The sequence below is a fragment of the Oceanicaulis sp. LC35 genome (genome assembly GCF_052055585.1).
Taxonomy (GTDB): Bacteria; Pseudomonadota; Alphaproteobacteria; order Caulobacterales; family Maricaulaceae; genus Oceanicaulis.
Window position 1 is genome coordinate 1,511,229 of the sequence record NZ_CP170485.1, and the last position, 24,111, is coordinate 1,535,339.

A 24,111-nucleotide genomic window follows, 5' to 3' on the forward strand; every position below is an offset into this window, starting at 1 on the left:
TTCAGACCTTGGGGGGCAAGGCAGGCCGCTAGTGCGACCAGGGTTCCTTGCGATCCGCGTCGAAATTGGACGCATAGGATTTGATCTTGCGCGGGGTTTCGCGCGCTTCACGCACCTGGAAGGCGATGCCGTGACGCTGGGCGTAGGACACCGCCTCATCCTTGCTCTCGAAATTGAGATGGATCTGGCGACGGGTGTCAGAGGTGGAGGACCAGCCCATCAGCGGGTCCGGACGCTTGGCCATGGCCGGTTCAAACTCCAGCACCCAGTCCCGGGACTTGGCGCGGCCGGATTGCATGGCCGTTTTGGAAGGTTTGTAGATCTTCGCGAACATGATTCTCGTCCAGACTTGGCTATCCACATTCCTTGTCGCCGAGAGCCTGCTAACAAGCCCTGAAGGCGATGGTCGGGGCGGCAAGATTCGAACTTGCGACCCTCTGGTCCCAAACCAGATGCGCTACCAGGCTGCGCTACGCCCCGACTGCGTCAGACGTTTAGGGGGCTGCGCCCTCAGGCGCAAGCGCCCTAGCGCTCCTGCGGCGCCTCTTCCACAGTCTCCTGCGGCTCTGCGTCCTCTTCAGCCTCACTCGCGTCCGGGCTGACGGTCTCGACATTGCCGAACAGCGGGTGACGCACGATGTCGCCCGGCTCGATGCCCAGCTCCAGCGTGCGGCCGCCATTCAGCTCGACCACGGCGATCACCGGATAATCTGAAGACATGGGACGGCGCGAGAACGGCTGAGCGCCCACGACAATCTTGGCGATCTCGCCATTGGCGCGCACATAGAGGATGTCGAGCGGGATGATGGTGTTCGCCATCCAGATCGACATGAAGTCCTCGCGTCCGAAATCGAACAGCATGCCGGCATCCGGATCCATCGACTCACGGTGCATCAGGCCGCGCTCACGGGAATCATCGGTGTCCGCCACTTCCACCGTGAAGGTGTGAGCGCCGAAATCCCCTTCGATCACAAGCGGATCGGGGCCGCCATATTCCACGACGGCGTCAGGCGCAGTGGGGTCGACAGACTGCGCCAGGGCGCAGCCGGCGGAGCCGAAGCCGACAAGTGCGGCGGCAGCCAGAGCAAGAATGCGAGAACAGGTCATCATGGCGCGCAAGCTAGCTCTGTGAGACCCGCCGCGCAATCACTCTGCGCGCCTTGAGAGGCTCTGAAACTCCCCAATTGGTCTTGCACCGCACAAATTGCTTGCAGCAGAGCGCCTGACACGGTTTTTTGCGCCAACATTTTGCGTTTCGCTGGAGGATATTCGTGCGCATTGATAAAATCAGCGCCGGCGTGAACCCGCCCGAAGACATCAACGTCATCATCGAGGTTCCTGTCGGCGGCCAACCGGTCAAGTACGAGCTGGACAAGGATTCGGGCACGGTGTTCGTGGACCGCTTCCTGCACACCCCGATGCGCTATCCGTGCAATTACGGCTTCATGCCCCACACCCTGTCCGACGATGGCGACCCCATCGACGTGATGGTGCTGGGCCAGACCGAGCTGGTGCCGGGCTGCGTCGTGCGCGCCCGTCCGATCGGCGTGCTGATGATGGAAGACGAAAGCGGTCAGGACGAGAAAATTCTCGCCGCACCGCACTCCAAGCTCACCCCCTTCTATGACGACATCAAGGATTTCCACGATGTCCATGGGGCGCAGCTGGCGCGTATCACCCACTTTTTCGAGCACTACAAGGATCTTGAGCCCAACAAATGGGTGAAGGTTCAAGGCTGGCATGGCGTCGAGCGCGCCCGCGAGATGATCACCGCCGCCATGGAGCGCGCGAAAAAAGGCTGAGCCCTCTCGCCCTGAGACCAAAAGAACGGCGTTCGGGCAACCGGACGCCGTTTTTCTTTGACGCAAGGTGACCAGCCGCCACGCACCTTGTAGCGAAATCTGTCTCGGCAATGTCAGGAGAAGCAACGCGCGTGGCAGGCCCTAGGGGAATCGAACCCCTCTTTCCAGGTTGAAAACCTGGCGTCCTAACCGATAGACGAAGGGCCCGCAGCGCGTCGGGAGCGGTCGTATACCGGTCCCGTATGGGAGTGGCAAGCGGCGTTTTGCAGGTTCCGCCAGCCGGTTACAGACACGGCCATGATCATGTCAAAACCGAGCTGTACATAAAAGAAAAACCGCCCCGGAGGGCGGTTTGTTCTGGATAATCACACCGATGGCAGGCCCTAGGGGAATCGAACCCCTCTTTCCAGGTTGAAAACCTGGCGTCCTAACCGATAGACGAAGGGCCCGCATCGGTGTGGAGGCGGTGATATATCTGGACCGGCGCAGCGATGCAAGCGGCTCTGCAAAGGTTTTGCAGCATGCGCTGCATCAAGTTCAGTCGGCCCTGGCCAGATCTTCCAGATGCAGCTCGGCCTTCCGCCCGTAGCGGTTATCCTCGGCGCGCAGCTTGCCCGCCACATGCCACAGACCGTCCGGACCATTCAGCAGCGCCTGCCCCATGGGCTGATCGGCGCTTCTAAAGCTGATGCCGGTCAAACGACCACCGCCTGGCGATTCAAAGGTGAAGCGCACATGGTCCGTCCCCACGCGCTGGGCATAGGTGCGCCGCAGTGACGAAAAGGCGAATCGCGGCTCGGGATTGCCCATGCCATAGGGTTCAGCCGCCGAAAGGGCCTCGCAGAACTCGAACGACACCGCCGACGGGCTCACAACAGCATCCACAAAATAGGTGCGCGCCTCTTCGGCGCCCGCCCATTCGTCTTTCAGCCGCGCCGTAAGGAAGTCGGACAATTCGCCAATACGGCTCGCATCAATGGTCAGTCCGCACGCCATGGCGTGCCCGCCGCCCGCCACCAGCAGGCCCTCTTCCCGCGCCGCGGCGACCGCACCGCCCAGATTGACGCCCGTGCAGGAGCGCCCCGAGCCTTTACCCAGGCCCGTCTCTGGATCGGTGCCGATAACAATGGCGGGACGGTTGAAACGCTCCTTGATCCGGCCCGCGACAATGCCGATCACGCCCGGATGCCAGTGTTCGCCCGACGCAATGAGGATCGGCGTGTCCTCAGCCAGCTCAAGGCCCTCGATCTGGGCCTGCGCCTGATCAAGCACCTCGGTCTCGATGGCGCGCCTTTCGGCGTTCAGCGCATCCAGCGTCTGGGCGATATGGGCGGCCTCTTTGGGGTCCTGCGTCATCATCAGACGCGCGCCGAGATCAGATTGCCCCACACGCCCCCCGGCATTGATGCGCGGCCCCAGCAAGAAACCTGCATGATAGGGCGAGGCCGGACCCTGGACGCCTGCCGCGGCCGCCAGAGCAGCCATGCCGGGACGTGACCAGTGGCTCATCACCTTCAGGCCCTGGGCGACAATGGCGCGATTGACGCCGGTCAGGGAGACCACGTCGCAAATCGTGCCAAGGGCGGCGAGATCGGCGAAGTCGAGCACATTGGGCTCAGCGCGATCCTTGAACGCCCCGCGCTTGCGCCCTTCCCGGTTCAACGCCGCCAGAAGAACGAACGTCACCCCCGCCGCCGCCAGATGACCGCAGCCGGATTCGTCGCCCGGCTGATTGGGATTGACCAGCGCGTCAGCGGGCGGAATCTCGCCATCCATGAGGTGGTGATCGATCACCACAACGGGCAGACCCATATCGTGCGCCGCCGTGAGCGGGCCGACCGAGGCCGCGCCGCAATCAAGTGTGATGACCAGACGTGCGCCCTGATCCTTGAGGTGTTTGAGCGCCGGGGCGTTCGGGCCATAGCCCTCCTCGATCCGGTCGGGCACATAGATGATGGGTTCTGCGCCAAGCGCCCGCATCCAACCCCCCAGTTGGGCGGCGGAAGTGGCCCCGTCCACGTCATAATCGGCAAAGAGCGCGATCCGGTCGCCCGCTTCCAAGGCGTCCCAGATCCGGCGCGCGGCCTCGTCCATGCCCTTCAGCGTGGAGGGATCGGGGAAGCTGTCGCGCAGTCTGGGCGCCAGAAAGCCCGACGCGTCATCCGCGGTCAGCCCCCGCGCCGCCATCAGACGCGACAAGGCGTCTGTCGCGCCCGTAGCCCGGCAGATCGCCTGAACCGTTGCGTCGTCAGCTGATTTCAGCCGCCAGCTGCGTCCGCCCAGGGATTGGCGGACGCCGAAAAGCGGCTCGTCGATCGCGCTCAAGACGCGTGCGGGCGCCGGGTGGTGATGATGCGGCGCAGGCCAGAAGCGGACGAGAAGACCAGAGACTGGGTTTCCACATAGCCCGGACCGAAAGTGACGCCGGACACCATGTCGCCATTGGTGACGCCGGTGGCGATGAACAGGCAGTCCTGGGAGGCCAGCTCGGTCAGGGAGTATTTGCGGTCAAGATCGGCAATGCCCACGCGCTTGGCGCGTTCACGCTCGTCATCGGTGCGGAAGTGCAGACGGCCCTGCATCTGACCGCCCAGGCAACGCAGCGCAGACGCGCTCAGCACGCCTTCAGGCGCGCCGCCACGACCAATATAGATATCGGCTTCGCCATCCGGGTCGGCGGCGTTGATGCAGCCGGCCACATCGCCATCTGTGATGAAGTTCACGCGCGCGCCTGTCGAGCGGATCGATTCGATGATCGCCTCATGGCGCTCACGGTCGAGCACGCAGGCGGTCATGTCGGACGGGGCGACGCCCTTGGCTTTCGCCATCGCCTTGATGTTGTCGGCCGGGCTGGCGTCCAGATCGATGACGCCTTCAGGATAGCCCGCGCCAATGGCGATCTTGTCCATATAGGTGTCCGGCGCATGCAGCAGGCCGCCACGCGGCGCGAGCGACAGAACGGCCAGCGCATTCGCCATGCCCTTGGCGGTCAGGCTCGTGCCTTCCAGCGGGTCGAGCGCAATGTCGATCTCCGGGCCTTCGCCGGTGCCCACTTCCTCGCCGATATAGAGCATCGGCGCTTCGTCGCGCTCGCCCTCGCCGATCACGATGCGGCCTTTCATCGGGGTGGCGTTGAGCCCGGTGCGCATGGCGTCCACGGCGGCCTGGTCAGCGGCGATCTTGTCGCCCCGGCCCACAAGGGCGGAAGCGGCGATGGCGGCTTTCTCGGCGGCGTTCAGCGCATCAGTGACAAGGCGATCGAGGGCGAAACCGTCGGACATTGGGCGTCTTCCTTCAGGCAATCAGGATAAAAGCAGATCTTATTGGGGCAGTTGTGTGCGTTCGCGCTGTTCAGCCGCGTAACGCTCGGATTGAGGGTCAGGTCCACGCAGGGCGTCACCTGCATCGAGCACATCACGTCCAGCTTCAACCACTTCGGCTTCCTGCGCGCTCAGGGCCTCACGCTCGTCAGCGGACAGGCGCAGGGTCTGTACATACACGGGAGCGTCTTGCGGCGGCTGCGCGGCCAGAGCATCGTCAGTCCAGCGCGGATCCTGATGCGCCGGCGCCATCATGCAGCCCGCCATCAGAAGCGGCGTCATGAGCAGAAATGTTTTTTGCAGCATCTTGGCCTTCCAGCGACCTACTGACCGTTGGACGCGGTCGAGGCTTTCTATACGCTTTGTCCCGTGGCTGTCACCCACTGTAAGGAGTCCGGGCGAATGACAACGCGCAAATCTTCTTCCTCGTCCTCTGACGGTTCGGCGTCCGAACCGGAGACGAACGCGACTCCGAAACCCCGCAAACGCAAACCCGCCGCCAAACCGGCGGCGAAGGCGAAAGCGACCCCGCGCAAATCCACCGCCAAAAAGCCCGCGGCCAAACCAAAGCTTGCGGCAAAGGACTCAGCCCCGCCCAACTCAGAGCCACAGAACAGCGCCCCGCCGACAGACAGCGCCGCCGATCCGTTCCTGGGCACGCTGTCGGAGGAGAATCTGCATCATCTCGAAGAGATGTCGCGCCGGGTTCTGCAAGCCTCGATCAAGGGGCAAAAGCTGATGAGTGACGCCCTCAAGCGGTCGCTCGAAGGCGATCCCCGCATGGCGATGCAGGTCGATCCGATGCACGCCAATCCTGAAATGCTGCAGGCCTGGGAGCATATCCTGTCCGATCCCGAGCTGATCATGCAGGCCCAGGCTGATCTGTATGCGGGCTATCTTGATGTGTGGGCCAACGCGACCCGCCGCCTGATGAGCGGGGAAACGACCCAACCCGTCATTGAGCCCGACCCGTCCGACAAGCGCTGGAAGTCTCACGCCTGGACCGATCATCCGCTGTTTGACGCCATGAAGCAGTCCTACCTCTTGAACCAGCGCTTCATGATGGGGCTGGTGGATGGCGTCAAAGGCGTGGATGAGCCCACCAAGCGCAAGGTTCACTTCCTGACCCAGCAGATGGTGGACGCCCTCGCCCCGACCAATTTCGCACTCACCAATCCCGAAGTGCTCGAAGAGACCTTCAAGACCCGCGGGGAGAACCTGACACGCGGCCTGATGCGTCTTGTGGAGGACCTCGAACGCGGTGATGGCCGGCTGGCGCTCAGCCAGACCGACATGTCCGGTTTTGAAGTGGGCAAGGACATCGCCACCACGCCCGGCGAAGTGGTCTATCGCAACCGGGTGATGGAGCTGATCCAGTACGCCCCGGCGACCGAACAGGTGCGCAAGCGGCCGCTGCTCATCGCGCCGCCCTGGATCAACAAATTCTACATTCTCGATTTGCGGCCGCAGGGCTCGATGATCCGCTGGCTGACCGAACAGGGCTTCACGGTCTTCCTGATTTCCTGGGTCAATCCGGACGCCTCGCTGAAAGACGCCACCTTCGAGGATTATATCCGCGAAGGCCTCTATGAGGCGCTGGACGTCGTGACCGAGATCACCGGCGAGCATCAGGTCGATACGGTAGGCTATTGCATTGGCGGCACCATGCTCGGTTCGGCTCTGGCGCTGATGGCGGCGGAAGGCGATGACCGCATCGCCTCGGCGACCTTCTTCGCCGCCCAGCACGACTTCAAGCTCGCGGGCGATCTTCTGGTCTTCGTGGATGAGGAATGGATCGGCGAGATTTCACGTCTGATGGACGCACAGGGCGGCGTTCTGGACGGACGCAGCATGGCCGACACGTTCAACATGCTGCGCTCGAACGATCTGGTCTGGTCCTTCGTGATCAAGAACTATCTGCTCGGCAAACAGCCTCAGGCCTTTGATCTTCTGTACTGGAACGCCGACCAGACCCGGATGCCGAAAACGCTGCACCTGTTCTATCTGAACGCCTTCTACCGCAAGAACCTGCTGGCCGAAGGCAAGATGGAGCTGGGCGGGCATGTGCTCGACATGAAGGATGTGACCATCCCGATCTTCATGCAGGCCAGTCAGATGGACCATATCGCCCCGGCCGACAGCGTTTACCGCTCCGCGCGCCTGTTCGGCGGTCCGGTGGAATACATGATGGCCGGGTCCGGTCATATCGCCGGGGTGGTGAACCATCCCGACGCAAAGAAATACCAGCACTGGACCAATAGCGCCCTGCCCGAAACCCGGAGCGCCTGGATGAAAGACGCCGCCGAACATCCCGGCTCCTGGTGGCCGCACTGGCGCGACTGGCTGATGGCGATGAGCGACGAGACGGTCCCGGCGCGCGAGCCGGGCGGCGGTGTTCGCAAACCGCTCTGCCCGGCCCCGGGGGAGTATGTGAAGGTGCGCAGCTAGGCGTTGCGCTTGCGCGAGATCAGGAAGGCGACCGGCGATTTTGCGGGGCGGAAGCGGTATTCGGTTTCAAACCCGCAGGCCTGCAGCTCCTCGACCAGCCGGGCCTCCTTGAATATCTGAAAATCCGGCCAGGCCTTGAACAGGCGCATGACCGGCTTGATCAGCCCGATGAACGCCATGGAATCGCCCAGACACGCCGTACTGGTGATGAAGACGCCGCCGGGTTTCAGAAGATCATGGCTGATGCGCATCGCTGCCTGCCGATCCGGCACCAGATGCAGGACATTCAGCGCCAGAACCACGTCAAAGCTCCCGTCAGGCTCCGCCAGGTCCGCCACGTCGCAGGCTGTAAAATGGACGTTCCCGACGCCCGCCTCTGCGGCGCGCTCCTTGCCGATGCGGATCATCTCGTCTGACAGATCGGTCGCGACGATCTCGCGCACATGGGGCGCGTGCAGAAGGGCGGTCGATCCGGTGCCGCAGCCATATTCCAGAACCCGGCTGTCCGGGGTGAAATGCTCGCGCGTCTTTTCCAGCTTGTGCTCATAGCTCGCCTGATCGGCGATGGGGTCTTGCGCATATTTGCGCGCAATACGATCCCAGAAGGCTTTGTCTTGCGACATGGATAAGGTCCTGACCGTCTTGTTGTCTTTTTTATTTATGATCGATACCCCTGCCCCGCCTCTTTGAATATTGTTGAAATACGCGCATCTGATATACGCAAATGCATGAAATGGTCTGCGCTCGATCTCGACTGGAATCAGGTTCGCGCCTTCCTCGCCACCGCGCAGGAAGGCTCGTTCTCGGCGGCGTCTCGGGCTCTGGGGCAAACCCAACCCACCTTGTCACGCCAGGTCAGCGCTCTGGAAACCACGCTGGGCGTCACCCTGTTTGAACGCGGCACCCGCACCATGTCGTTGACCGAAGCCGGAGAGGCCCTGCTCGCCCCTGCGAAAGTCATGCTCGACGGCGCGCTTGATCTGTCGCTGGCAGCTGAGGGGCGCTCCACCTCCATGCAGGGCAAGGTGACGATCACCGCGACCAGCCTGTTCGCCATGAGCTATCTGCCGCCCGTGATCGAGGAATTGCGGAACACAGCGCCCGAGCTGACTTTGGAGGTTATCGCCTCCAACACCTTGCAAGATCTCAGACGACGCGAGGCGGATATCGCGATCCGGCATGTCCGCCCCTCTGACGATGATCTCATCGGCAAACTGATCGGCGAGCATACGGCGAGCCTGTACGCATCACTGGCCTATGTCGCTCGCAAGGGCGCGCCTTCGACGCCTGACGATATCGGCTCCCATGACTTTCTGGGCTTTGAGGATATCGACCAGGCCCTTGAATTCTACCATCAGATTGGCCTGAAACTGACGCGGGATCAGGTGCGAGTCTTCAGCGGCTATGGCGAGGTTCTGGTGGCGCTGGTGCGTCAGGGGCTGGGCCTGTGCATCCTGCCCGATGGCGAGTTCTGCGACGGGCTGGAGCCGGTCTTGCCTGACGCGGTCCGTATCGACTTCCCGGTCTGGCTGGTCACCCATCGCGAGCTACAGACCAATCCGCGCATCCGTCTGGTCTTTGATGCTCTGGCCCGATCGCTGAAGAACCAGATGACTGAGAAGACAGTGTCATAATTCCGTTCTAGGATGCGCCCGACGTTATTTAGTAACAAGCGCACGGATACGCCATGACCCTCTCTCGTCGCCGCTTCCTGACCAACGCCGCCGCGATCAGCGCCGCCTTCAGCGCCCTGCCGCTTCTCAGTGCGCGCGCTCAGGCCCAGGGCGCAGGCTATATCAATCAGGTTGAAGGCTATGGCCCGCTTGAGGCGGACCCGAACGCCCTGTTCGATCTGCCCGCGGGCTTTGACTACGTCACCCTGTCTGAAACCGGCGAGCCCATGGATGACGGGCTGATCGTGCCCGGCGACCATGACGGCATGGCCTGCTTCCCGGGTCTTGAGGACGGTCAGGTCATTCTGGTGCGCAACCATGAAATGTCCCCCGACCAGTTTGATGAATCCGCATACGGGCCTGAGGGCGAGCGCCTGTCCGCCATCGACGCCGGCAAGCTCTATGACCATGAAGATGGCGCGATGACCCATCTGGGCGGCACGACGACCATCCATGTAGACCTCGCCACCCGCCGCGTTTTGCGCCAGTTCCTGTCGCTGGGCGGCACCGAGCGCAACTGCGCGGGCGGGCCGACGCCGTGGGGCAGCTGGATCACGTGCGAGGAAAGCCTGACCCAGGCGGGCGCCGGTTATGGCGCGCGTGATCATGGCTACGCCTTTGAAGTGCCTTCTCAGGCGACAGAGCTGGTGCGCGCCGAGCCCCTCACCGCCATGGGCCGGTTCAATCGCGAGGCTTGCGCCACCGATCCGCGCACCTCGATCGTCTATCAGACCGAGGATGCGCGCCCGTCCCTCATCACCCGCTTCATCCCGAACGTGCCCGGACAGCTTCACGAGGGCGGACGGCTGCAAGCGCTCAAGATTTCCGGCCAACCCGGTCTGAACACCAATAACTGGGACGCGAACGCCCAGACTGTCGCTGTGGGCGAAACCCTGAGTGTGGAATGGATCGACGTTGTGGACGGGCATAACCCGGACAATGATCTGGCCAGCCGCATGGTGGATGCTGGCGCCGCCAATTTCACCCGCGGCGAAGGCATGTGGTTCGGCGACAATGAAGTCTTCTTCTGCTGCACCGATGGCGGGCCGGAGCATATCGGTCAGATCTGGCGCTATCGCCCCTCGCCTGTGGAAGGCCAGAACGGCGAAACGGCTCAGCCCGGCGAGCTGACCTTGCTGGTTCAGACCACTGACGAGCGCGTGTTGGAAAAATGCGACAACATCACCGTCGCCCCCTGGGGTGATCTTGTGGTGGTCGAGGATGGCGATAACGAGCAATTCATTCGCGGCGTCACCCCCGATGGCCGCGTCTATACGATTGGCCGCAACGCCAATTCGGACGCCGAGGGCGAATACAGCGAAATCACCGGCCCCTGCTTCTCGCCGGACGGCTCCACCCTGTTCTTCAATGTACAAAACGGTCCCGGCCGCACCTTCGCCGTCAAGGGCCCGTGGGAGACGCGGTCTCTGGCGGACGCCTGATCGGCACGACATATCCGAACGGGACATTGGTCAAACGCGCGGCGCTGTCAGGGCGTCGCCCGTTCTCTTGTCGCCTCAGTAAAGCGTGATGCGGTGCAGCTCGCGGCGATAGCCTTCATAACCGCCGGTGGCCTTGTGAACGACGCTGCGATTGTCCCACATCACCAGCATGTCCTTTTGCCATGTCTGGGCGAAGACAAACTCAGGTCTCGATTGCCAGTCATTAAGCTCCAGGATCAGCTCCAGCGCTTTCTGGTCGTCCACGCCCTCAAACCCGATCAGATAGCCAATGCCGCTCAAGAACCCGCGTCGTCCGGTCTCGGGATGGGCCGGCGCGAGCGGATGCGTGAACCGCACATGTTCGGCCTCGGCCGAGGGTCGGATATCCATCGCGCCGTTCTTGCTGACATCGCCATAAGCGCCCTTGAGCGAATAGCCCATCACCGGGGAATGGATCGCCTGTAAAACTGCAAACCGGGCGCGCATCTCATCAGGCATGGCCTCAAATGACAGATGCTGGTTGGAAAACAGCGTGTCGCCGCCATGGGGTGGGATATCGAGGCTGTAGAGCACCGTGCCCTTGGGCGGATGCTCCAGAAAGCTCCAGTCCGAATGCCAGTGCTCGGCGAAGATCGGATTGGTCTCGTCCGCCTCACGTTTGACCGCCGCGATGTGCGTGCGACCCGGAATGGGATTGAAATACGGATCATCGCCAAACCGGCCGAACTGCAGGGAGAACGCTTCCAGCTGGTCGTCATCGAGCTTCTGGTCAGGAAAGGCGAGCACATGATGCTCCAGCCAGGCGGCGTGAATGTCGGCGATCTCGCTGTCTGACAGCGGCTTTGACAGGTCTGCGCCGCGCACGTCTGCGCCACACGGCCCGCCGCTGGGCGTCACCTCGATCATGATCGTCTCCTCCCTTTTGTGTTTTGGGAGATCAGAGCATGAGCCCCCTCGTCAGGGAAGCGTCAGGACAACGAAAAAGGGCGGCTCGAATGAGCCGCCCTTTGACGTAATCGGATCGGAAAGATCGTCTTAGCGCTTCGAGAACTGGAAGCTACGACGGGCTTTCTTACGGCCGTATTTCTTACGCTCAACCACACGGGAGTCGCGGGTGAGGAAGCCGCCAGCCTTGAGCACGCCACGCAGGGACGGCTCGAAGTAGGTCAGCGCACGGGAGATGCCGTGACGGACCGCGCCGGCTTGACCGGACAGACCGCCGCCTTTGACGGTGCAGTACACGTCAAACGCATCAACGCGTTCAGCCGCTTCAAACGGCTGGGCGATCATCATGCGCAGAACCGGACGTGCGAAGTACACTTCCTGGTCGCGGCCATTGACGATGATCTTGCCGGAGCCCGGCTTGATCCAGACGCGCGCGGTGGCGTCTTTACGACGGCCGGTTGCGTAGGCGCGGCCAAACTCGTCGAGTTTCGGCTCAGCCAGAACTTGTTCTTCCGGAGCTTCCGGAACGATGTCGGAGCCTGCGTCCTGCAGAGCGGACTTCAGGTCTTCCAGGGAACGAGCTTCATCAGCCATGTTCATTAGCCCCGCGCGTTCTTGGTGTTCATGGACTTGAAGTCGACGACTTCAGGATTTTGCGCTTCATGCGGATGCTCCGCGCCAGCGTACACGCGCAGTTTGGAGAACTGCGCCCGTGCGAGCGGGCTTTCTTTCGGAAGCATGCGCTTGACGGCCATCTCGACCACGCGCTCGGGGAAACGGCCTTCCAGCACTTTACGCGGAGAGGTTTCCTTGATGCCGCCCGGGTGACCGGTGTGGCGATAGTAGCGCTTGTCCTGGAACTTGCGGCCCGTGAACACCACTTTGTCGGCATTGATGACGATCACATGATCGCCGGTGTCGACGTGCGGGGTGTATTCAGGGCGGTGCTTGCCGCGGAGACGCGTGGCGATGTACGCAGCCAGGCGGCCAACAATGGCCCCTTCGGCGTCAATCACGACCCACTTTTTCTCGACGTCCGCGGGCTTGGCGGTAAAGGTCTTCATCGCTCTGCCTTGGTGTCCGTTTTAACGCGCCAGGGCCCATCCCTGTCGCGAAGGTGGGCGGCTTCTACGCGCGCCAGACAGTCACGTCAACACCTGTTGTGAAATTAGCTGTTTTTCAGGGACTTAGAAATACGGTATCGTGTTACCGTATTTGAAAAAGCCTGTTGAAATCACGAGGCTGCAGCCGTTGTGTGACGCGCCTGAGGATTACATATAATGTGCGCTGACACGCGTTTTCGCCCAGTTCCAAGCCGAGGCTGACCATGACCGCACGCCGTACCCGTCTTCTCCTTTCCGCTGCGCTTTCCGGCGGCTTGCTGCTGATGGCCGGGTGTGAAGCCCCCGCCCCCGAGCGCGAAGACACTGACGTGACCGTTGAAACCCGCGACGCGGTGGTCACCAGCGCCTTCGAGACGGCGGGACGCTCTGAATCCCTCATCTTCCTGCCCAATACCGATGCGCCCTGGACCGGTTTGCTGGCATCCTCGCTCACGGGCGGCGGCTTTGACATCTACAACATTGAGGGTGAGGCGATCATCAGTGCGGCCGGTCCTGAGCTGCGCGGCCTGGCTGGCGTCTCCAGCTTCGCCCTGCGCGGTGAAACCTTCCCGATCCTCTTCGGTGTGGATGATATAGGTCAGCTGCGCGGTTTCGTGATCGTGCGCGAAACGCGCGAAGTCATCGAGCTGCCGCTTGAGAGCGATACGGCGATGCCGACCGCTGCAGGCGTGTGCCTGTTTGACGAGGGCATTGGCTATGTGGAGCTGGCGGTGCTGGGTGAGGACGCCCGGGCGCGCATCGTCCGGGTGCGTGACGCGGGCGGGGCCGGCCTGACGGTTGACGAGCGCGATGTGCGTACCCTGCCCTTCCCGGCCCGCTCCTGCGCGGCGGCGAACGAGGATCTTCTGGTTGCGGGTCCGACAGCGGGCCTGGCGCGCATCACCCAGACAGACGAACAGACCGCCTTCGCAGCCGGCCTGTCGGTCACCGATGTCTCCTATACCGAATTGCTGGGCCGTCCGGTGGCGCTGGTCGCCTCGTCCCAGACCGGGCTTGTCTCTGTCTATGACGCGACATCACTGGAACTGGTGATGGATGTGCAGTTTGAAGACGGCCTGAGCGCGCCGGCCTTCGAACGCCCCACGGCTCTGGCGGTCACCGAAGCCAATTATGGCGGCATGGCGTTCTCAAGCGGCATCATGGCTGTTTACGACGCCGCCGATTCCAGAGTGAAGCTGGTGGCTCGCGAAGTGCTCTCGCGCACGGTTGTGGGGGGAGACGAGGCTTAGGCCTCGCCCTCACTCACCGCGTCTGGCTCCACCAGAACCGCGCCGCGCGCAGCAGTCCAGGCGAGCATGCCGCTCGTCAGGAACAGAATGATCGCGCCCGCCTGGTGCATCAGTGACAGGGACAACGGCGCGACGTGGATCAAAGTGACCACGCCCAGCACGACTTGCACCACGAGCGCCGTTGAGACCACCACGCCCATGCGCTTGAGCTCTGCGGTCGGGCTTTTGATCATCCGCCAGCCCAGCCACAGGCCGCCCACAAACAGGATGTAGGCGAACCAGCGGTGTTGCAGCTGTACGGCCGGGCGGCTCTCGAAAACCGCCTGCCAGAACGGCATGCCGCTGAGATAGTCATCCGGGATCAACTGGCCGTAAAACCCGGGCCAGGTGTTGAAGATGCGTCCGGCATCCAGCCCCGCCACGAAGGCGCCAAGCGCAATCTGGACCAACACAGCCGCCCAGAAGATCGCCGCCGGGCGGAACAGTCTGGACCGCGTCAGGGCCTGCGCCTGCCCGTATCTGAGCTCCAGCGCCGTCCATAGCGTCAGCCCCAGTATCAGGAAGGCCATGCTGAGATGGGTCGCCAGCCGGTATTGGCTGACATCCAGACGATCCACGAGCCCCGAAGACACCATCCACCAGCCGATCGCGCCCTGAAGCCCGCCCAGACCAAACAGCACCCAGAGGCGCGGCAGAAGCCGTGTCGGCGCCTGTTTGGTGAACAGGAAAAACATGAAGGGCGCGAAATAGACGAGGCCCAGCGTACGGCCGAGCTGGCGATGACCCCATTCCCACCAGTAGATGAACTGGAACTCGGCCATGGACATGCCGCGGTTCTGTTCCTGGTATTCGGGGATCTGGCGATATTTCTCGAGCTCGATCTCCCAGCCCGCTTCGGTCAGCGGCGGGATAGCGCCGGTGACGGGCCGCCATTCGGTGATCGACAGACCTGAGTCCGTCAGACGCGTCGCCCCGCCGACAATGATCATGGCGCAGACAAACAGCCCCACCACCACCAGCCACCAGAACATGCCGCGATGGGTGTCAGCGGCGGTGAAAGGCTTGGGCAGAGCGTGCGCAGTCATCTCGGATCCTGATCGAACAAGGCGTCATGCTAGCTACATATCGGACCGGGACGCAGGGGCAAGGCGCGGCTGCGGCGTTGCGTCAGTGCTGCAGGCGCAAAACAGGGCTGGTCAGAAACTCCTTAGCGCCTTACCTTTCTTTCAAAATTTAGGGAGGAGCGCATCATGTCGCTTGAAAATTTCCGTAAGGAAACAAAAGATTGGCTCGAGGCCAACTGTCCCCCGAGCATGCGTCAGCCGATCAAGTCCGAAGCTGATATCTGCTGGGGCGGACGCAACTGGACCTTCGCCAGTGAAGACCAGAAAGTCTGGCTCGAGCGTATGGCCGAGCGCGGCTGGACTGTGCCGACCTGGCCCAAGGAATATGGCGGCGGCGGCCTGAGCAAGGAAGAAGCATTTGTCCTCAAAGAGGAACTGAAGGCGATCAACGCCCGCTCACCGCTCGACAGCTTCGGCATCTGGATGCTGGGCCCGGCGCTTTTGAAATACGGCACGCATGAGCAGAAGCTGGAATTCCTGCCCCCGATCGCGCGCGGCGAGATCCGCTGGTGCCAGGGCTATTCCGAGCCGGGCGCAGGCTCTGACCTCGTCTCCCTGCGCACCAAGGGCGTGCTGGACGGCGACACCTATACGGTCAACGGCCAGAAAGTCTGGACCTCCTATGCGGACAAGTCCGACTGGATCTTTGCGCTGGTTCGCACCGAAGCGGATGCGCCGAAATACAACGGCATCTCCTTCCTGCTGCTGGACATGGACCAGCCGGGCGTCACGACCAAGCCGATCAAGCTGATCTCGGGCAAGTCGCCCTTCTGCGAGACCTTCTTTGACGACGCCAAGGCGCTGGTGAAGAACCGGGTCGGCGACGCCGGTCAGGGCTGGGAAATCGCCAAATACCTGCTCAGCCACGAACGCGCCGGCATCGTGTCCGAAGCCGCCTTTGGCGGTCTCAACCCGGTCACCGCTGCGCACCAGTCCGGTGAAGTGGATGCGGACGGCAAGATGTCCGACCCGATCCTGCGGGGCGATGTGGCCCGCCTGACCATTGATGGTCTGGCGTTCGACGCCACCATGCGCCGGGTGAAGGAAGAGGCTGACCATGGCGAAGGCGTGGGCGCGCGCGCGTCCTTGCTCAAATACATGGGGACGGAACTCAACAAGCGCCGCAACGAGCTGAACATGTCCGCTCTGGGCTATGACGGCTTGCTGTGGGAAGGCGAGAAGGAGAGCGATGGCGAAGTCGCGCGCTCCTGGTTGCGCTCGCGCGCCAACTCCATCGAAGGCGGCACCAGCGAGATCAACCTCAACATCGTCGCCAAGCGCGTTCTGAACCTGCCGGGCGCGTAAGCGCACCTAAACTCAAGGACTGTATCGATGAGCTTTGTTCTCAACGAAGACGAGCAGATGCTGCGTGATTCCGCGCGCGCTTTCCTCGCCGAATCCTCTCCCGTCACGGCCCTTCGCGCGCTGCGCGATGACAAAAGCCCGACGGGTTTCTCCTCTGAACTGTGGTCATCCTTTGCTGAAATGGGCTGGTCCGGCGTGCTCGTCGGCGAAGACCATGGCGGCGTGGATATGGGCTATGCCGCAGCCGGTCTGGTGCTGGAAGAAATGGGACGCACCCTCGCCTCCTCGCCCTTCCTTTCGACCTCGGTTCTGGCGGCCACCGCCTTCAACCTCGCCGGCACGGACGCGCAGAAAGCCAAATGGCTGCCGAAAATCGCAGCGGGCGAGACTGTCATCGCCATCGCTCTGGATGAACGCGCCCGTCACAACCCCGACCATATCGAGACGCGGGCGAAGAAAGACGGCAACGGCTTTGTTCTGTCTGGCAAAAAGCGTTTCGTGAATGAAGGCGCTGGCGCAGACCTGCTGATCGTGGTCGCGCGCATGGATGACGACCAGATCGGTCTGTTCATGGTCGATCCGAAAGCCAATGGCGTGTCTCGTGAAGACCGCCGCACCCTCGACAGCCATGTGCCGGCTGACTTCACCTTTGATGATGTGAAACTGGATGGCGACGCCTTCCTGTCGGGTGCGGACGATTCAGACGCCGCCTATCGCCGTCTTCTGGATGCGGGCCGGGCCTGTCAGGCCGCTGAATCCCTTGGCGTGGCGGAACAGGCGTTTGACGACACCATCGCCTACATCTCCGAGCGCGAGCAGTTCGGCGTGCCGATCTCGAGCTTCCAGGGCCTGCAACACCGCGCCGCCCATCTTCTGGGCGAGCTGGAGCTGGCCCGCTCGCTGGTGCGCCGGGCGCTCACCACGCTGGATACCCAGCCGAGCCAGGCCCCGCTCTGGTGCGTGGCGGCGAAAGCCAAGGCGACCCAGGTATCGCGCCTCGCGGCCGCAGAAGGCATCCAGATGCATGGCGGCGTCGGCATGACCGACGAGTATGATATCGGCCTGTACTACAAGCGCGCACAGGCGGCTGGCGAGTTCCTGGGCGATGACGCCTTCAACGCAGGCGAAGTGGCCCGGATGAGCGGCTACTAGACGCTGCACACGTCTGAAACCAAAGGGCGGGACCGCATCGCGGCCCCGCCCTTTTCATGTCAGCTGGCGTCTGTCTCGTCCTCGGGATCGACCTTGGACTGGTCGTATTCGTAAAGATGCTTCATCTCGCCAGCGGCCAGAATGGGCGACGCATCGATATCCTTGGCGTCCATCAGCTCGGCGACCCGCTGCACCGAAGCAATCAGCATGTGTTGCTCCCAGCTGGGCAATTCCCGGAACGCACGCAAAAAGCCCGCCTGAAGCAGCTCCGGAGCGCCTTGAGCCTTCTCAAGCCCCAAAGACGTCAGGCCGACAAGCACCACCCGGCGATCACTTTCCGAGCGGCGGCGTTCAACGAATTTCTGCGCCTCCAGCCGGTCAAGGATCGAGGTGACGGTCGCCTGGCTCAGCGACACCACGCGCGCAATGGCGCTGGGCGCCAGCTCGCCGCGTTGCCGCAGGGATTGCAGCACCACCAGCTGTGGCGCAGTCAGCCCGGAGCTTTTCACCAGGCGCTTGGAGTGAATATCGATCGCGCGCGTAATACGGCGCAAGGCGATCAGGATCTCATCGTAATCAGACATCGAACTCATCATGAGCATGCGCGAACGCAAGAAGACTATGTCGGCTTATCACGAGTTTGTTCGGAAAGGAAAAGTCGGAGTGATGAAGATTGAGTCAGCCCCCCTTCCTGATTCCCGGACATGCCTGAGCCTTGGCGCATTGCATCAGTCGTTTGAGCGCAAACGCCCGATGATCGCGTTTGAAGCGCCGTTAAGGTCCGCCTGGGCGGTCGAGCTGACAGAAGGCGTCACCATGAAAATGCCCAATCCCGCTTCGGGATAAATGGATATCCAGGCGGACGTCCCGAACGTACCGCCGCCATGATAAAGCTGACCCACGGTGTCGAGTCTGAACGTGTTCCAGATATAGGCGCGTCCAAGTCCATCGGATTCGCCAACCAGCAATGTGACGGCGTCCCGCGCCAGCGGCTCCTCACTGGTCAGATAATAGCGCATATATCGGCCCATATCCGCAGCCGTGGACTTCAACCCGCCCGCCGGATTGAAATACATGGATGCATCCGGAGCCTGGTCGCCATCAGCCTGCCGCCCGACTTGCCAGCGAGCATGCTGTTCTGCAGTGAGCGCACTATAGGTTTCCGTCTGGCCTGTGCGTGCAAAGACCTGTTCGGTCAGGAGTTCGTCAAAGGGGGTCTCGTAGACACGCTCCAGGATCAAACCCAGAAGCCGCACAGCTGCATTGGAATAGCGATATTGCTCACCCGGGACCGAGAGAAGTTCCATGGACTGCAAACGATCCACAAGATCACTCTGGTCATGGTCCAGAAAACAGGCGAGCAGCGCCTCAGAGGTCAGATCAGGGGCGTCGCACGCGAGATCCTGAGGCATGCCGGAGACATGGGTCGCAAGATGTCGGATCGTGGCGTGCTCGCCGTTTTTCGAGAACACCCCTGGATCCAGTTCCGGCATATACAGCGCCACAGGATCATCCAGAGCGAGCAGCCCATCAGAGACAGCCAGCGCCAACAGCAGGCCGGTATGTGTCTTGGTCAGGGAACCGATATCATACAGCGTCTCATCATCGGGAGACGCGCCATCGGACAGCTGTCCGAAGTGATAGGTTGAAAGTTCACCCTGCTCGACAATCGCCACGGATACAGAATTAAATCCGGTCTGCGCCATCAAGGCCCCGACTTCTTCGCGGACGAGCTCGGCCTGATTTTCAGATTGCGCGTCTGTCCGTGAGGCGGCGCTCAGCATCACCAGGAGCGCGAGCGCCAAGGCCTGCGTTGGAAATCGCATCCGTCTCTCCCTCTTCCCATCGTTTTGATCCCCGCTCAAACGAGCAGACTTTCAAACGCGGATAGCAGAAGACAACGCACTGATCTTCTCACAGTGTCGTCATATGTTTCGCGAACTTGGGGAAAACAAATGGGAAGTCTTTGAAAAGGGAAATGGTCGGAACGGCGAGATTTGAACTCGCGACCCCTGGTCCCCCAGACCAGTGCGCTAACCGGGCTGCGCCACGTTCCGACTTTCCACTCTCCGAACACGTCCCGGCGTTCGAAGAGGTGGGATGTATAAAAGCCTACAAGCTGTCAGGCAACCATTCTGCGCGGTCTGTGGCAGACCTGTTGCAGCACGAAAGAGGCCTGTCGATCAGGCGTCGTCATGACTCATCAAATTCTGGAAATATCTAGAAAGTTTAAGAAAGCAATATTCACTCGCCAGACCTGCAAGCACTCCATCCATCGCGACTGGCGACGACAACGCCATCCGCCATACTGGCAAGGCTTCGAACGTCCATAATATTGCTAACCAGCTCCGCAACACCTAACCCAATTCTTCGCAATAAACCGAAGAGTCCTCTTGAGGGCATCGCCTGCAATGCTCTTCGAATTCTCTCATGAGTCATCATTCCAGCGCCGATAGAAAGCCCTTCTCTCATTGCATTCTGTACAGCATACGCTCCATTACTTAGTCCATTATCTGGACACAATCCAGACCTTTCCAGCTCTAACTCGCTTGACTGAATTTGAGTTAATGCTCTATCTAACTCAACCAAACTCCTAGATAGATCATCAACAACGTCAATATTCCGCAAAGCCATTTCATTTAACGTTTGCAGCCTATTGAGACTGGATGTTATCTCAATGAGATTTGATATAGCTTGTTCCCTCCGAACAAGTGCATATTCACGTCTTTCAATTAAATCGGAATTCAACTCATAATTATTACCAGCCAGCTCTTCAAGTCTAATCAAATGTCTCTCGCGACCAGCTTGTCGCCTCTCCCATGCCAATTCACACTGTCTAGCCCGTATGACATCAACCTTTTCCGGATCGCACGAGACCACTCCTGCGCGATCAAAAGCGCTTGATGAACACCCAAAAAGAAAAAGCACGACAACAAAATAAAGTGAGATAGCGTTACGGATCATGATAGCAACCCCTGTAGACGCTCCAGAAATCTAACCCGCTCTTCAGCTTGAATTATCAATTCATCGGATGAGTGACTTTGCACTCTATATCTAGCAAGGTCCGATCTTGCTATAAGCAGCCGTTCTCGAGTACTTAAGCGCAACGACTCTTTGCGCCTTAGTTCTTCCCCAACCAATCTGGATTGCATCCTAGACCTCCCCTCAATTCCTCTTGATTGAGTTTCCAGGGCAATAATCTCTGAATAAATTTGTAAGTTTTCGAGCCTTATGGACTCGATTAGCAAATTTACATTCGAGATGCGATCTTGATAATTCCGGCGATGCTCAATCTCTTCCCGTTGAGCATGAGAACTGCAAGCAACTAGACTGAACCATATCACAAGCGCCGCAAATTTCCTTACCATCTCCCCCCCCCTATAAGCAGACTCTAGAATGCCTAAAAGGGGAAAGTTGTCGAGAGATATTCCCCCAACAGGAGACATAGAATTCCTGGGAGTCAGCTACGTTCAAAATTGAAATAGCCATCACCGATTATTAGAACGCACGACGATTCATGCTGAGGCGCGCTCAACAAATTCTTCAAAAAATCGCGAGTGGATCATTCTACCACAAGAAGCCATTTCTTGTAGTGCTTCTGAAAAACCGAAATCAGGCGCTTTGCGCCAGCACCTGGTTGAGCCGCGCCCGCGCCTGTTCAAGCCGGGACAGCGCCCGTCGCGCCAGGTCCAGCTGGTCCCCCGTCAGCACGCGCTCTGGCTGACCCGAGCTGTAGGATACGGTCTGCACGGGCGCAGCCTCCTCATCCGGCAGGTGCGCCTGCGGAGCATCCTGTGCGGGTTTGAGGTCCTGTGCGGGATTCGGGCTTGGCGCCTCGGCATCCGCAAGTGCAGCAACAGCGGCGACGCCATGCTCGCGCAGATATTTCTGCGCGCCCTTGATCGTGTAGCCGTCATCGTAAAGAAGCCGGCGCAGGCCCTTGAGCAGCAGGACGTCCTGACGGCGATACATGCGCCGCCCGCCGGCGCGTTTGACCGGCTTGAGCTGGGCGAACTTGCTTTCCCAGAATCGCAGGACGTGAGGCGGTAGCCCGGCCTCTTCCCCGGCTTCTGAAATCGTCCGGTAGGCGTCTGGCGACTTGTCGCTCATGGCGTGTCCTATTTGGACAGGGCGGCGTCCACCCGGTCCTTGAGCACCTGCGAGGGTTTGAAGACCAGCACGCGACGCGGCTCGATCGGCACTTCCTCGCCGGTTTTAGGGTTGCGTCCGACGCGGCCCGTCTTGTCGCGCAGAAGGAATGATCCGAACGAGGACAGCTTGACCGATTCACCGGCCACCAGCTTGTCAGAGATCATATCCAGAACGGCTTCCACCAGCTCCGCGCTTTCGTGTCGGGACAAGCCGACTTCACGATGAACGGCGTCAGAAAGGTCGGCGCGCGTGACGGTCTTCGAACCCATGTTGGCCCCCGTTTTAATGTCTGCCTTGAAGACGTTACGTCGCAAACGCCATCACGGTCAACGTTAACCATAGGTCGCACAGCGAACGCGCTTAATAACGCGCTAACGCCGCACCCCAGGTAAAGCCGCCGCCAAGTGCCTCCATCAGCACCGTATCGCCGCGCTTGATACGCCCGTCCTTGACCGCCGCATCAAAGGCGAGCGGGATGGACGCCGCAGAGGTGTTGCCGTGTTCGGCCACGGTGGAAACAACCTGTTCCACTGAAATGCCTAGCTTTTTGGCGACGCCCAGCAAGATACGCTGGTTGGCCTGGTGCGGCACGACCCAGTCAATGTCAGAGATGCTGACGCCGGTCTTCTCGCACAGCGTGGTCATCGCGCCGGAAATCTTGGTCACCGCATGACGGAAGACCTGATTGCCCTGCATGCGCAGATGGCCCACCGTTTTGGTGCGTGACGGGCCGCCATCGACATAGAGCAGGTCACAGTATTCACCATCAGACTCCAGGTGCGTTTGCAGAACGCCCTTGAATTCGGACGGATCGCCCTCTTCCGCCGTCAGAAGCATGGCCCCGGCCCCGTCGCCGAACAGCACGCAGGTTGTGCGGTCGGTCCAGTCGAGAATGCGCGAGAAGGTCTCCGCCCCGATCACCAGCGCACATTGGGCCTGACCGGTGCGGATATAGCTGTCAGCGGTCGCCAGCGCGTACAGGAAACCCGAACACACCGCGTGAATATCAAAGGCGAAGCCTTTCTTGATGCCCAGCTTGTGCTGCACGATGGTCGCCGTCGCCGGGAAGGTCAGATCCGGCGTCGCGGTTGCAACGATGATCAGATCCACATCATCCAGCGACATCCCGGCATGCTCGACCGCCTTGCGCGCCGCAGCAACGCCCAGATCTGACGTATACTCACCGTCGGCGGCGATATGGCGCTTGGCGATGCCGGTCCGCTCGCGAATCCATTCGTCGCTGGTCTCGACGATCGCCTCCATGCCCTTGTTGGTCAGGACTTTCTCAGGCAGGTGCGAGCCGATCCCGGCGATGCGTGAATAGGTCAAGCCGTTTCCCCTTCAGAAGCGCCGTCGGCTTCCAGCGCCGACAGGCGTTCCAGATTTTGTTCGATTTCGGACAGGAAGCGGCTGTCGGCCATTTCCAGCGCGATACGAAGCGAGGTGGCGAAGCCCTGGGCGTCCGTGCCGCCATGGCTTTTGACCACAACACCATTGAGCCCCAGGAACACGCCGCCATTCACATTGCGCGGATCCATCTTGGCGCGCAGTTGACCAAGCGCGCCCAGGCTCAGAAGCCCGGTCGCGATCTTGGCGATGAGCGAGCTGGTCAGCGCGTCGCGCAGCCAGCCGCCCACAAGACGCGCGGTGCCCTCGGCGGTTTTCAGCGCCACATTGCCCGTAAAGCCGTCGGTGACGACCACATTGGTGGTGCCTGCGGAAATGTCATCGCCCTCGATGAAGCCCTGATAATCCAGATCGAGATTGGCTTCACGGATCAGCGCGTCCGCATCGCGGATGGTCTGGTCGCCCTTGAGCTCTTCCTGACCCACATTCAACAGGCCCACGGTCGGGGCTTTCACTCCATGTACGGCGCGGTGGAACGCCTCGCCCAGAACTGCGAACTCGACCAGCTGGGACGGCGAACAATCCACGTTCGCGCCCACATCCAGCACAGTGGAGAAGCCTTGCGGCGCCGGCCAGCTGGCGGCGATGGCGGGGCGGTGAACGCCCTTCTTCATCCGCAGCACGACCTTGGAAATGGCCATCAGCGCGCCGGTATTGCCCGCGGATACCGCCACATGCGCCTCACCCTCTTTCACAGAGAGCACCGCGTTCCACATGGACGAGCCCCGCGCGCGGCGCACCGCTTCGGACGGCTTGGCGGACATGTCCACTTCCGTATCGGAATGGCGAATCTCGCAGGCGTCCGCGAGACCTTCATGCCGGGCGACCAGCGGCGCAATCTGCGCCTCATCGCCATGAAGGATCAGCTTTACCGCACGTTTGCGGCCTTTGAGAAACTGCGCGACGCCGTCAACAACGATCTTCGGCGCATCATCGCCGCCCATGGCGTCGATGGATAGGACCAGCGGTGAGGTCATAGACAATCCGT

24 protein-coding genes and 4 tRNA genes are annotated in these 24,111 nt (G+C 61.2%); 7 read left to right on the plus strand and 21 right to left on the minus strand.

The annotated features are described in order from the left end of the window. Window positions 1-28: 28 nt before the first annotated feature. From ACFELO_RS07115 to ACFELO_RS07125, 3 genes are all read right to left on the minus strand, one after another. The gene (locus ACFELO_RS07115) at window positions 29-334 is read right to left on the minus strand and encodes an ETC complex I subunit (protein ID WP_440959840.1); all 306 of its coding nucleotides are present in this window, start codon (window positions 332-334) and stop codon (window positions 29-31) included. 69 nt (window positions 335-403) lie between these two features. Continuing rightward, window positions 404-480: transfer RNA gene (locus ACFELO_RS07120), tRNA-Pro, on the minus strand. 45 nt (window positions 481-525) lie between these two features. Further along, on the minus strand, window positions 526-1,110 hold the full coding sequence (locus tag ACFELO_RS07125) for a DUF192 domain-containing protein (protein ID WP_440959841.1): 585 nt from the start codon (window positions 1,108-1,110) through the stop codon (window positions 526-528). Window positions 1,111-1,271: 161 nt separating this feature from the next. Here ACFELO_RS07125 and ppa point away from each other — a divergent pair, with 161 nt between their 5' ends. Further along, complete coding sequence (gene ppa / locus ACFELO_RS07130) at window positions 1,272-1,802, plus strand: inorganic diphosphatase (protein WP_440959842.1); 531 nt, start codon at window positions 1,272-1,274, stop codon at window positions 1,800-1,802. Between the two features lie 132 nt (window positions 1,803-1,934). Here ppa and ACFELO_RS07135 read toward each other — a convergent pair. The 5 genes from ACFELO_RS07135 to ACFELO_RS07155 all read right to left on the minus strand — a co-directional run bounded on the left by ACFELO_RS07135 (window position 1,935) and on the right by ACFELO_RS07155 (window position 5,428). Continuing rightward, window positions 1,935-2,009 (minus strand) — tRNA-Glu (locus tag ACFELO_RS07135). Window positions 2,010-2,176: 167 nt separating this feature from the next. After that, window positions 2,177-2,251 (minus strand) — tRNA-Glu (locus ACFELO_RS07140). Between the two features lie 88 nt (window positions 2,252-2,339). After that, window positions 2,340-4,127 (minus strand): single-stranded-DNA-specific exonuclease RecJ, encoded by a 1,788-nt coding sequence (gene recJ / locus ACFELO_RS07145; RefSeq protein WP_440959843.1) that lies wholly within the window; start codon window positions 4,125-4,127, stop codon window positions 2,340-2,342. After that, window positions 4,124-5,083, minus strand: a complete 960-nt coding sequence (gene glpX / locus ACFELO_RS07150; RefSeq protein ID WP_440959844.1) for a class II fructose-bisphosphatase — start codon at window positions 5,081-5,083, stop codon at window positions 4,124-4,126. Before glpX ends, recJ begins: the two co-directional genes overlap by 4 nt. Before the next feature lie 39 nt (window positions 5,084-5,122). Next, window positions 5,123-5,428: a hypothetical protein gene (locus tag ACFELO_RS07155; RefSeq protein ID WP_440959845.1), complete on the minus strand. Its 306-nt coding sequence runs from the start codon at window positions 5,426-5,428 to the stop codon at window positions 5,123-5,125. Between the two features lie 96 nt (window positions 5,429-5,524). On the opposite strand from ACFELO_RS07155, the gene phaC reads away from it, so the two are divergent. Then, entirely contained in the window at window positions 5,525-7,570 is a 2,046-nt protein-coding gene (gene phaC, locus ACFELO_RS07160) for a class I poly(R)-hydroxyalkanoic acid synthase (RefSeq protein ID WP_440959846.1), read from the plus strand. Here the strand turns inward: phaC and ACFELO_RS07165 are convergent. Beyond that, window positions 7,567-8,193, minus strand: coding sequence for a class I SAM-dependent methyltransferase (locus ACFELO_RS07165; RefSeq protein WP_440959847.1), 627 nt, complete (start codon window positions 8,191-8,193; stop codon window positions 7,567-7,569). The genes phaC and ACFELO_RS07165 overlap by 4 nt on opposite strands. 105 nt (window positions 8,194-8,298) lie before the next feature. Between ACFELO_RS07165 and ACFELO_RS07170 the strand changes: the two genes are divergently transcribed. Next, on the plus strand, window positions 8,299-9,204 hold the full coding sequence (locus ACFELO_RS07170; protein WP_440959848.1) for a LysR family transcriptional regulator: 906 nt from the start codon (window positions 8,299-8,301) through the stop codon (window positions 9,202-9,204). 53 nt (window positions 9,205-9,257) lie between these two features. After that, a complete protein-coding gene (locus tag ACFELO_RS07175) occupies window positions 9,258-10,685 on the plus strand; it encodes an alkaline phosphatase PhoX (RefSeq protein WP_440959849.1) in 1,428 nt (475 codons plus the stop codon). Window positions 10,686-10,760: 75 nt separating this feature from the next. Here ACFELO_RS07175 and ACFELO_RS07180 read toward each other — a convergent pair whose 3' ends face one another. The 3 genes from ACFELO_RS07180 to rplM all read right to left on the minus strand — a co-directional run bounded on the left by ACFELO_RS07180 (window position 10,761) and on the right by rplM (window position 12,694). After that, window positions 10,761-11,591 (minus strand): TauD/TfdA dioxygenase family protein, encoded by an 831-nt coding sequence (locus tag ACFELO_RS07180; RefSeq protein ID WP_440959850.1) that lies wholly within the window; start codon window positions 11,589-11,591, stop codon window positions 10,761-10,763. A gap of 129 nt (window positions 11,592-11,720) precedes the next feature. Next, window positions 11,721-12,224: a 30S ribosomal protein S9 gene (rpsI, locus tag ACFELO_RS07185; RefSeq protein WP_440959851.1), complete on the minus strand. Its 504-nt coding sequence runs from the start codon at window positions 12,222-12,224 to the stop codon at window positions 11,721-11,723. 5 nt (window positions 12,225-12,229) lie between these two features. Next, window positions 12,230-12,694 (minus strand): 50S ribosomal protein L13, encoded by a 465-nt coding sequence (gene rplM / locus ACFELO_RS07190; RefSeq protein ID WP_440959852.1) that lies wholly within the window; start codon window positions 12,692-12,694, stop codon window positions 12,230-12,232. 263 nt (window positions 12,695-12,957) lie between these two features. Here rplM and ACFELO_RS07195 point away from each other — a divergent pair, with 263 nt between their 5' ends. Next, complete coding sequence (locus ACFELO_RS07195; RefSeq protein ID WP_440959853.1) at window positions 12,958-13,983, plus strand: hypothetical protein; 1,026 nt, start codon at window positions 12,958-12,960, stop codon at window positions 13,981-13,983. Here the strand turns inward: ACFELO_RS07195 and ACFELO_RS07200 are convergent. Then, window positions 13,980-15,068, minus strand: a complete 1,089-nt coding sequence (locus ACFELO_RS07200; RefSeq protein ID WP_440959854.1) for a COX15/CtaA family protein — start codon at window positions 15,066-15,068, stop codon at window positions 13,980-13,982. The genes ACFELO_RS07195 and ACFELO_RS07200 overlap by 4 nt on opposite strands. A gap of 162 nt (window positions 15,069-15,230) precedes the next feature. Here ACFELO_RS07200 and ACFELO_RS07205 point away from each other — a divergent pair, with 162 nt between their 5' ends. After that, window positions 15,231-16,412: an acyl-CoA dehydrogenase family protein gene (locus ACFELO_RS07205; protein ID WP_440959906.1), complete on the plus strand. Its 1,182-nt coding sequence runs from the start codon at window positions 15,231-15,233 to the stop codon at window positions 16,410-16,412. 27 nt (window positions 16,413-16,439) lie between these two features. Continuing rightward, window positions 16,440-17,564, plus strand: a complete 1,125-nt coding sequence (locus ACFELO_RS07210) for an acyl-CoA dehydrogenase family protein (protein WP_440959855.1) — start codon at window positions 16,440-16,442, stop codon at window positions 17,562-17,564. Window positions 17,565-17,623: 59 nt separating this feature from the next. Here ACFELO_RS07210 and ACFELO_RS07215 read toward each other — a convergent pair whose 3' ends face one another. The 8 genes from ACFELO_RS07215 to plsX form a co-directional block, all read right to left on the minus strand. Further along, window positions 17,624-18,148 (minus strand): MarR family winged helix-turn-helix transcriptional regulator, encoded by a 525-nt coding sequence (locus ACFELO_RS07215; protein WP_440959856.1) that lies wholly within the window; start codon window positions 18,146-18,148, stop codon window positions 17,624-17,626. Window positions 18,149-18,292: 144 nt separating this feature from the next. After that, complete coding sequence (locus ACFELO_RS07220; protein WP_440959857.1) at window positions 18,293-19,390, minus strand: serine hydrolase domain-containing protein; 1,098 nt, start codon at window positions 19,388-19,390, stop codon at window positions 18,293-18,295. A gap of 153 nt (window positions 19,391-19,543) precedes the next feature. Next, window positions 19,544-19,621 (minus strand) — tRNA-Pro (locus tag ACFELO_RS07225). 187 nt (window positions 19,622-19,808) lie between these two features. After that, entirely contained in the window at window positions 19,809-20,528 is a 720-nt protein-coding gene (locus ACFELO_RS07230; protein WP_440959858.1) for a hypothetical protein, read from the minus strand. 648 nt (window positions 20,529-21,176) lie between these two features. Then, complete coding sequence (locus ACFELO_RS07235) at window positions 21,177-21,674, minus strand: MerR family transcriptional regulator (protein WP_440959859.1); 498 nt, start codon at window positions 21,672-21,674, stop codon at window positions 21,177-21,179. Window positions 21,675-21,682: 8 nt separating this feature from the next. Further along, the gene (locus tag ACFELO_RS07240) at window positions 21,683-21,985 is read right to left on the minus strand and encodes an integration host factor subunit alpha (protein ID WP_440959860.1); all 303 of its coding nucleotides are present in this window, start codon (window positions 21,983-21,985) and stop codon (window positions 21,683-21,685) included. A 91-nt stretch (window positions 21,986-22,076) separates the two neighbouring features. Next, entirely contained in the window at window positions 22,077-23,045 is a 969-nt protein-coding gene (locus ACFELO_RS07245; protein ID WP_440959861.1) for a beta-ketoacyl-ACP synthase III, read from the minus strand. After that, window positions 23,042-24,100, minus strand: coding sequence for a phosphate acyltransferase PlsX (gene plsX / locus ACFELO_RS07250; protein WP_440959862.1), 1,059 nt, complete (start codon window positions 24,098-24,100; stop codon window positions 23,042-23,044). Before plsX ends, ACFELO_RS07245 begins: the two co-directional genes overlap by 4 nt. Window positions 24,101-24,111 lie beyond the last annotated feature (11 nt).

Bases quoted from the DNA above. Each gene is read 5' to 3' on its own strand.
- ACFELO_RS07115 (WP_440959840.1), bottom strand. From the start codon at position 334: ATGTTCGCGAAGATCTACAAACCTTCCAAAACGGCCATGCAATCCGGC.
- ACFELO_RS07125 (WP_440959841.1), bottom strand. From the start codon at position 1,110: ATGATGACCTGTTCTCGCATTCTTGCTCTGGCTGCCGCCGCACTTGTC.
- glpX (WP_440959844.1), bottom strand. From the start codon at position 5,083: ATGTCCGACGGTTTCGCCCTCGATCGCCTTGTCACTGATGCGCTGAAC.
- ACFELO_RS07155 (WP_440959845.1), bottom strand. From the start codon at position 5,428: ATGCTGCAAAAAACATTTCTGCTCATGACGCCGCTTCTGATGGCGGGC.
- phaC (WP_440959846.1), top strand. From the start codon at position 5,525: ATGACAACGCGCAAATCTTCTTCCTCGTCCTCTGACGGTTCGGCGTCC.
- ACFELO_RS07165 (WP_440959847.1), bottom strand. From the start codon at position 8,193: ATGTCGCAAGACAAAGCCTTCTGGGATCGTATTGCGCGCAAATATGCG.
- ACFELO_RS07170 (WP_440959848.1), top strand. From the start codon at position 8,299: ATGAAATGGTCTGCGCTCGATCTCGACTGGAATCAGGTTCGCGCCTTC.
- ACFELO_RS07175 (WP_440959849.1), top strand. From the start codon at position 9,258: ATGACCCTCTCTCGTCGCCGCTTCCTGACCAACGCCGCCGCGATCAGC.
- ACFELO_RS07180 (WP_440959850.1), bottom strand. From the start codon at position 11,591: ATGATCGAGGTGACGCCCAGCGGCGGGCCGTGTGGCGCAGACGTGCGC.
- rpsI (WP_440959851.1), bottom strand. From the start codon at position 12,224: ATGGCTGATGAAGCTCGTTCCCTGGAAGACCTGAAGTCCGCTCTGCAG.
- rplM (WP_440959852.1), bottom strand. From the start codon at position 12,694: ATGAAGACCTTTACCGCCAAGCCCGCGGACGTCGAGAAAAAGTGGGTC.
- ACFELO_RS07195 (WP_440959853.1), top strand. From the start codon at position 12,958: ATGACCGCACGCCGTACCCGTCTTCTCCTTTCCGCTGCGCTTTCCGGC.
- ACFELO_RS07200 (WP_440959854.1), bottom strand. From the start codon at position 15,068: ATGACTGCGCACGCTCTGCCCAAGCCTTTCACCGCCGCTGACACCCAT.
- ACFELO_RS07210 (WP_440959855.1), top strand. From the start codon at position 16,440: ATGAGCTTTGTTCTCAACGAAGACGAGCAGATGCTGCGTGATTCCGCG.
- ACFELO_RS07215 (WP_440959856.1), bottom strand. From the start codon at position 18,148: ATGTCTGATTACGATGAGATCCTGATCGCCTTGCGCCGTATTACGCGC.
- ACFELO_RS07220 (WP_440959857.1), bottom strand. From the start codon at position 19,390: ATGCGATTTCCAACGCAGGCCTTGGCGCTCGCGCTCCTGGTGATGCTG.
- ACFELO_RS07230 (WP_440959858.1), bottom strand. From the start codon at position 20,528: ATGATCCGTAACGCTATCTCACTTTATTTTGTTGTCGTGCTTTTTCTT.
- ACFELO_RS07235 (WP_440959859.1), bottom strand. From the start codon at position 21,674: ATGAGCGACAAGTCGCCAGACGCCTACCGGACGATTTCAGAAGCCGGG.
- ACFELO_RS07240 (WP_440959860.1), bottom strand. From the start codon at position 21,985: ATGGGTTCGAAGACCGTCACGCGCGCCGACCTTTCTGACGCCGTTCAT.
- plsX (WP_440959862.1), bottom strand. From the start codon at position 24,100: ATGACCTCACCGCTGGTCCTATCCATCGACGCCATGGGCGGCGATGAT.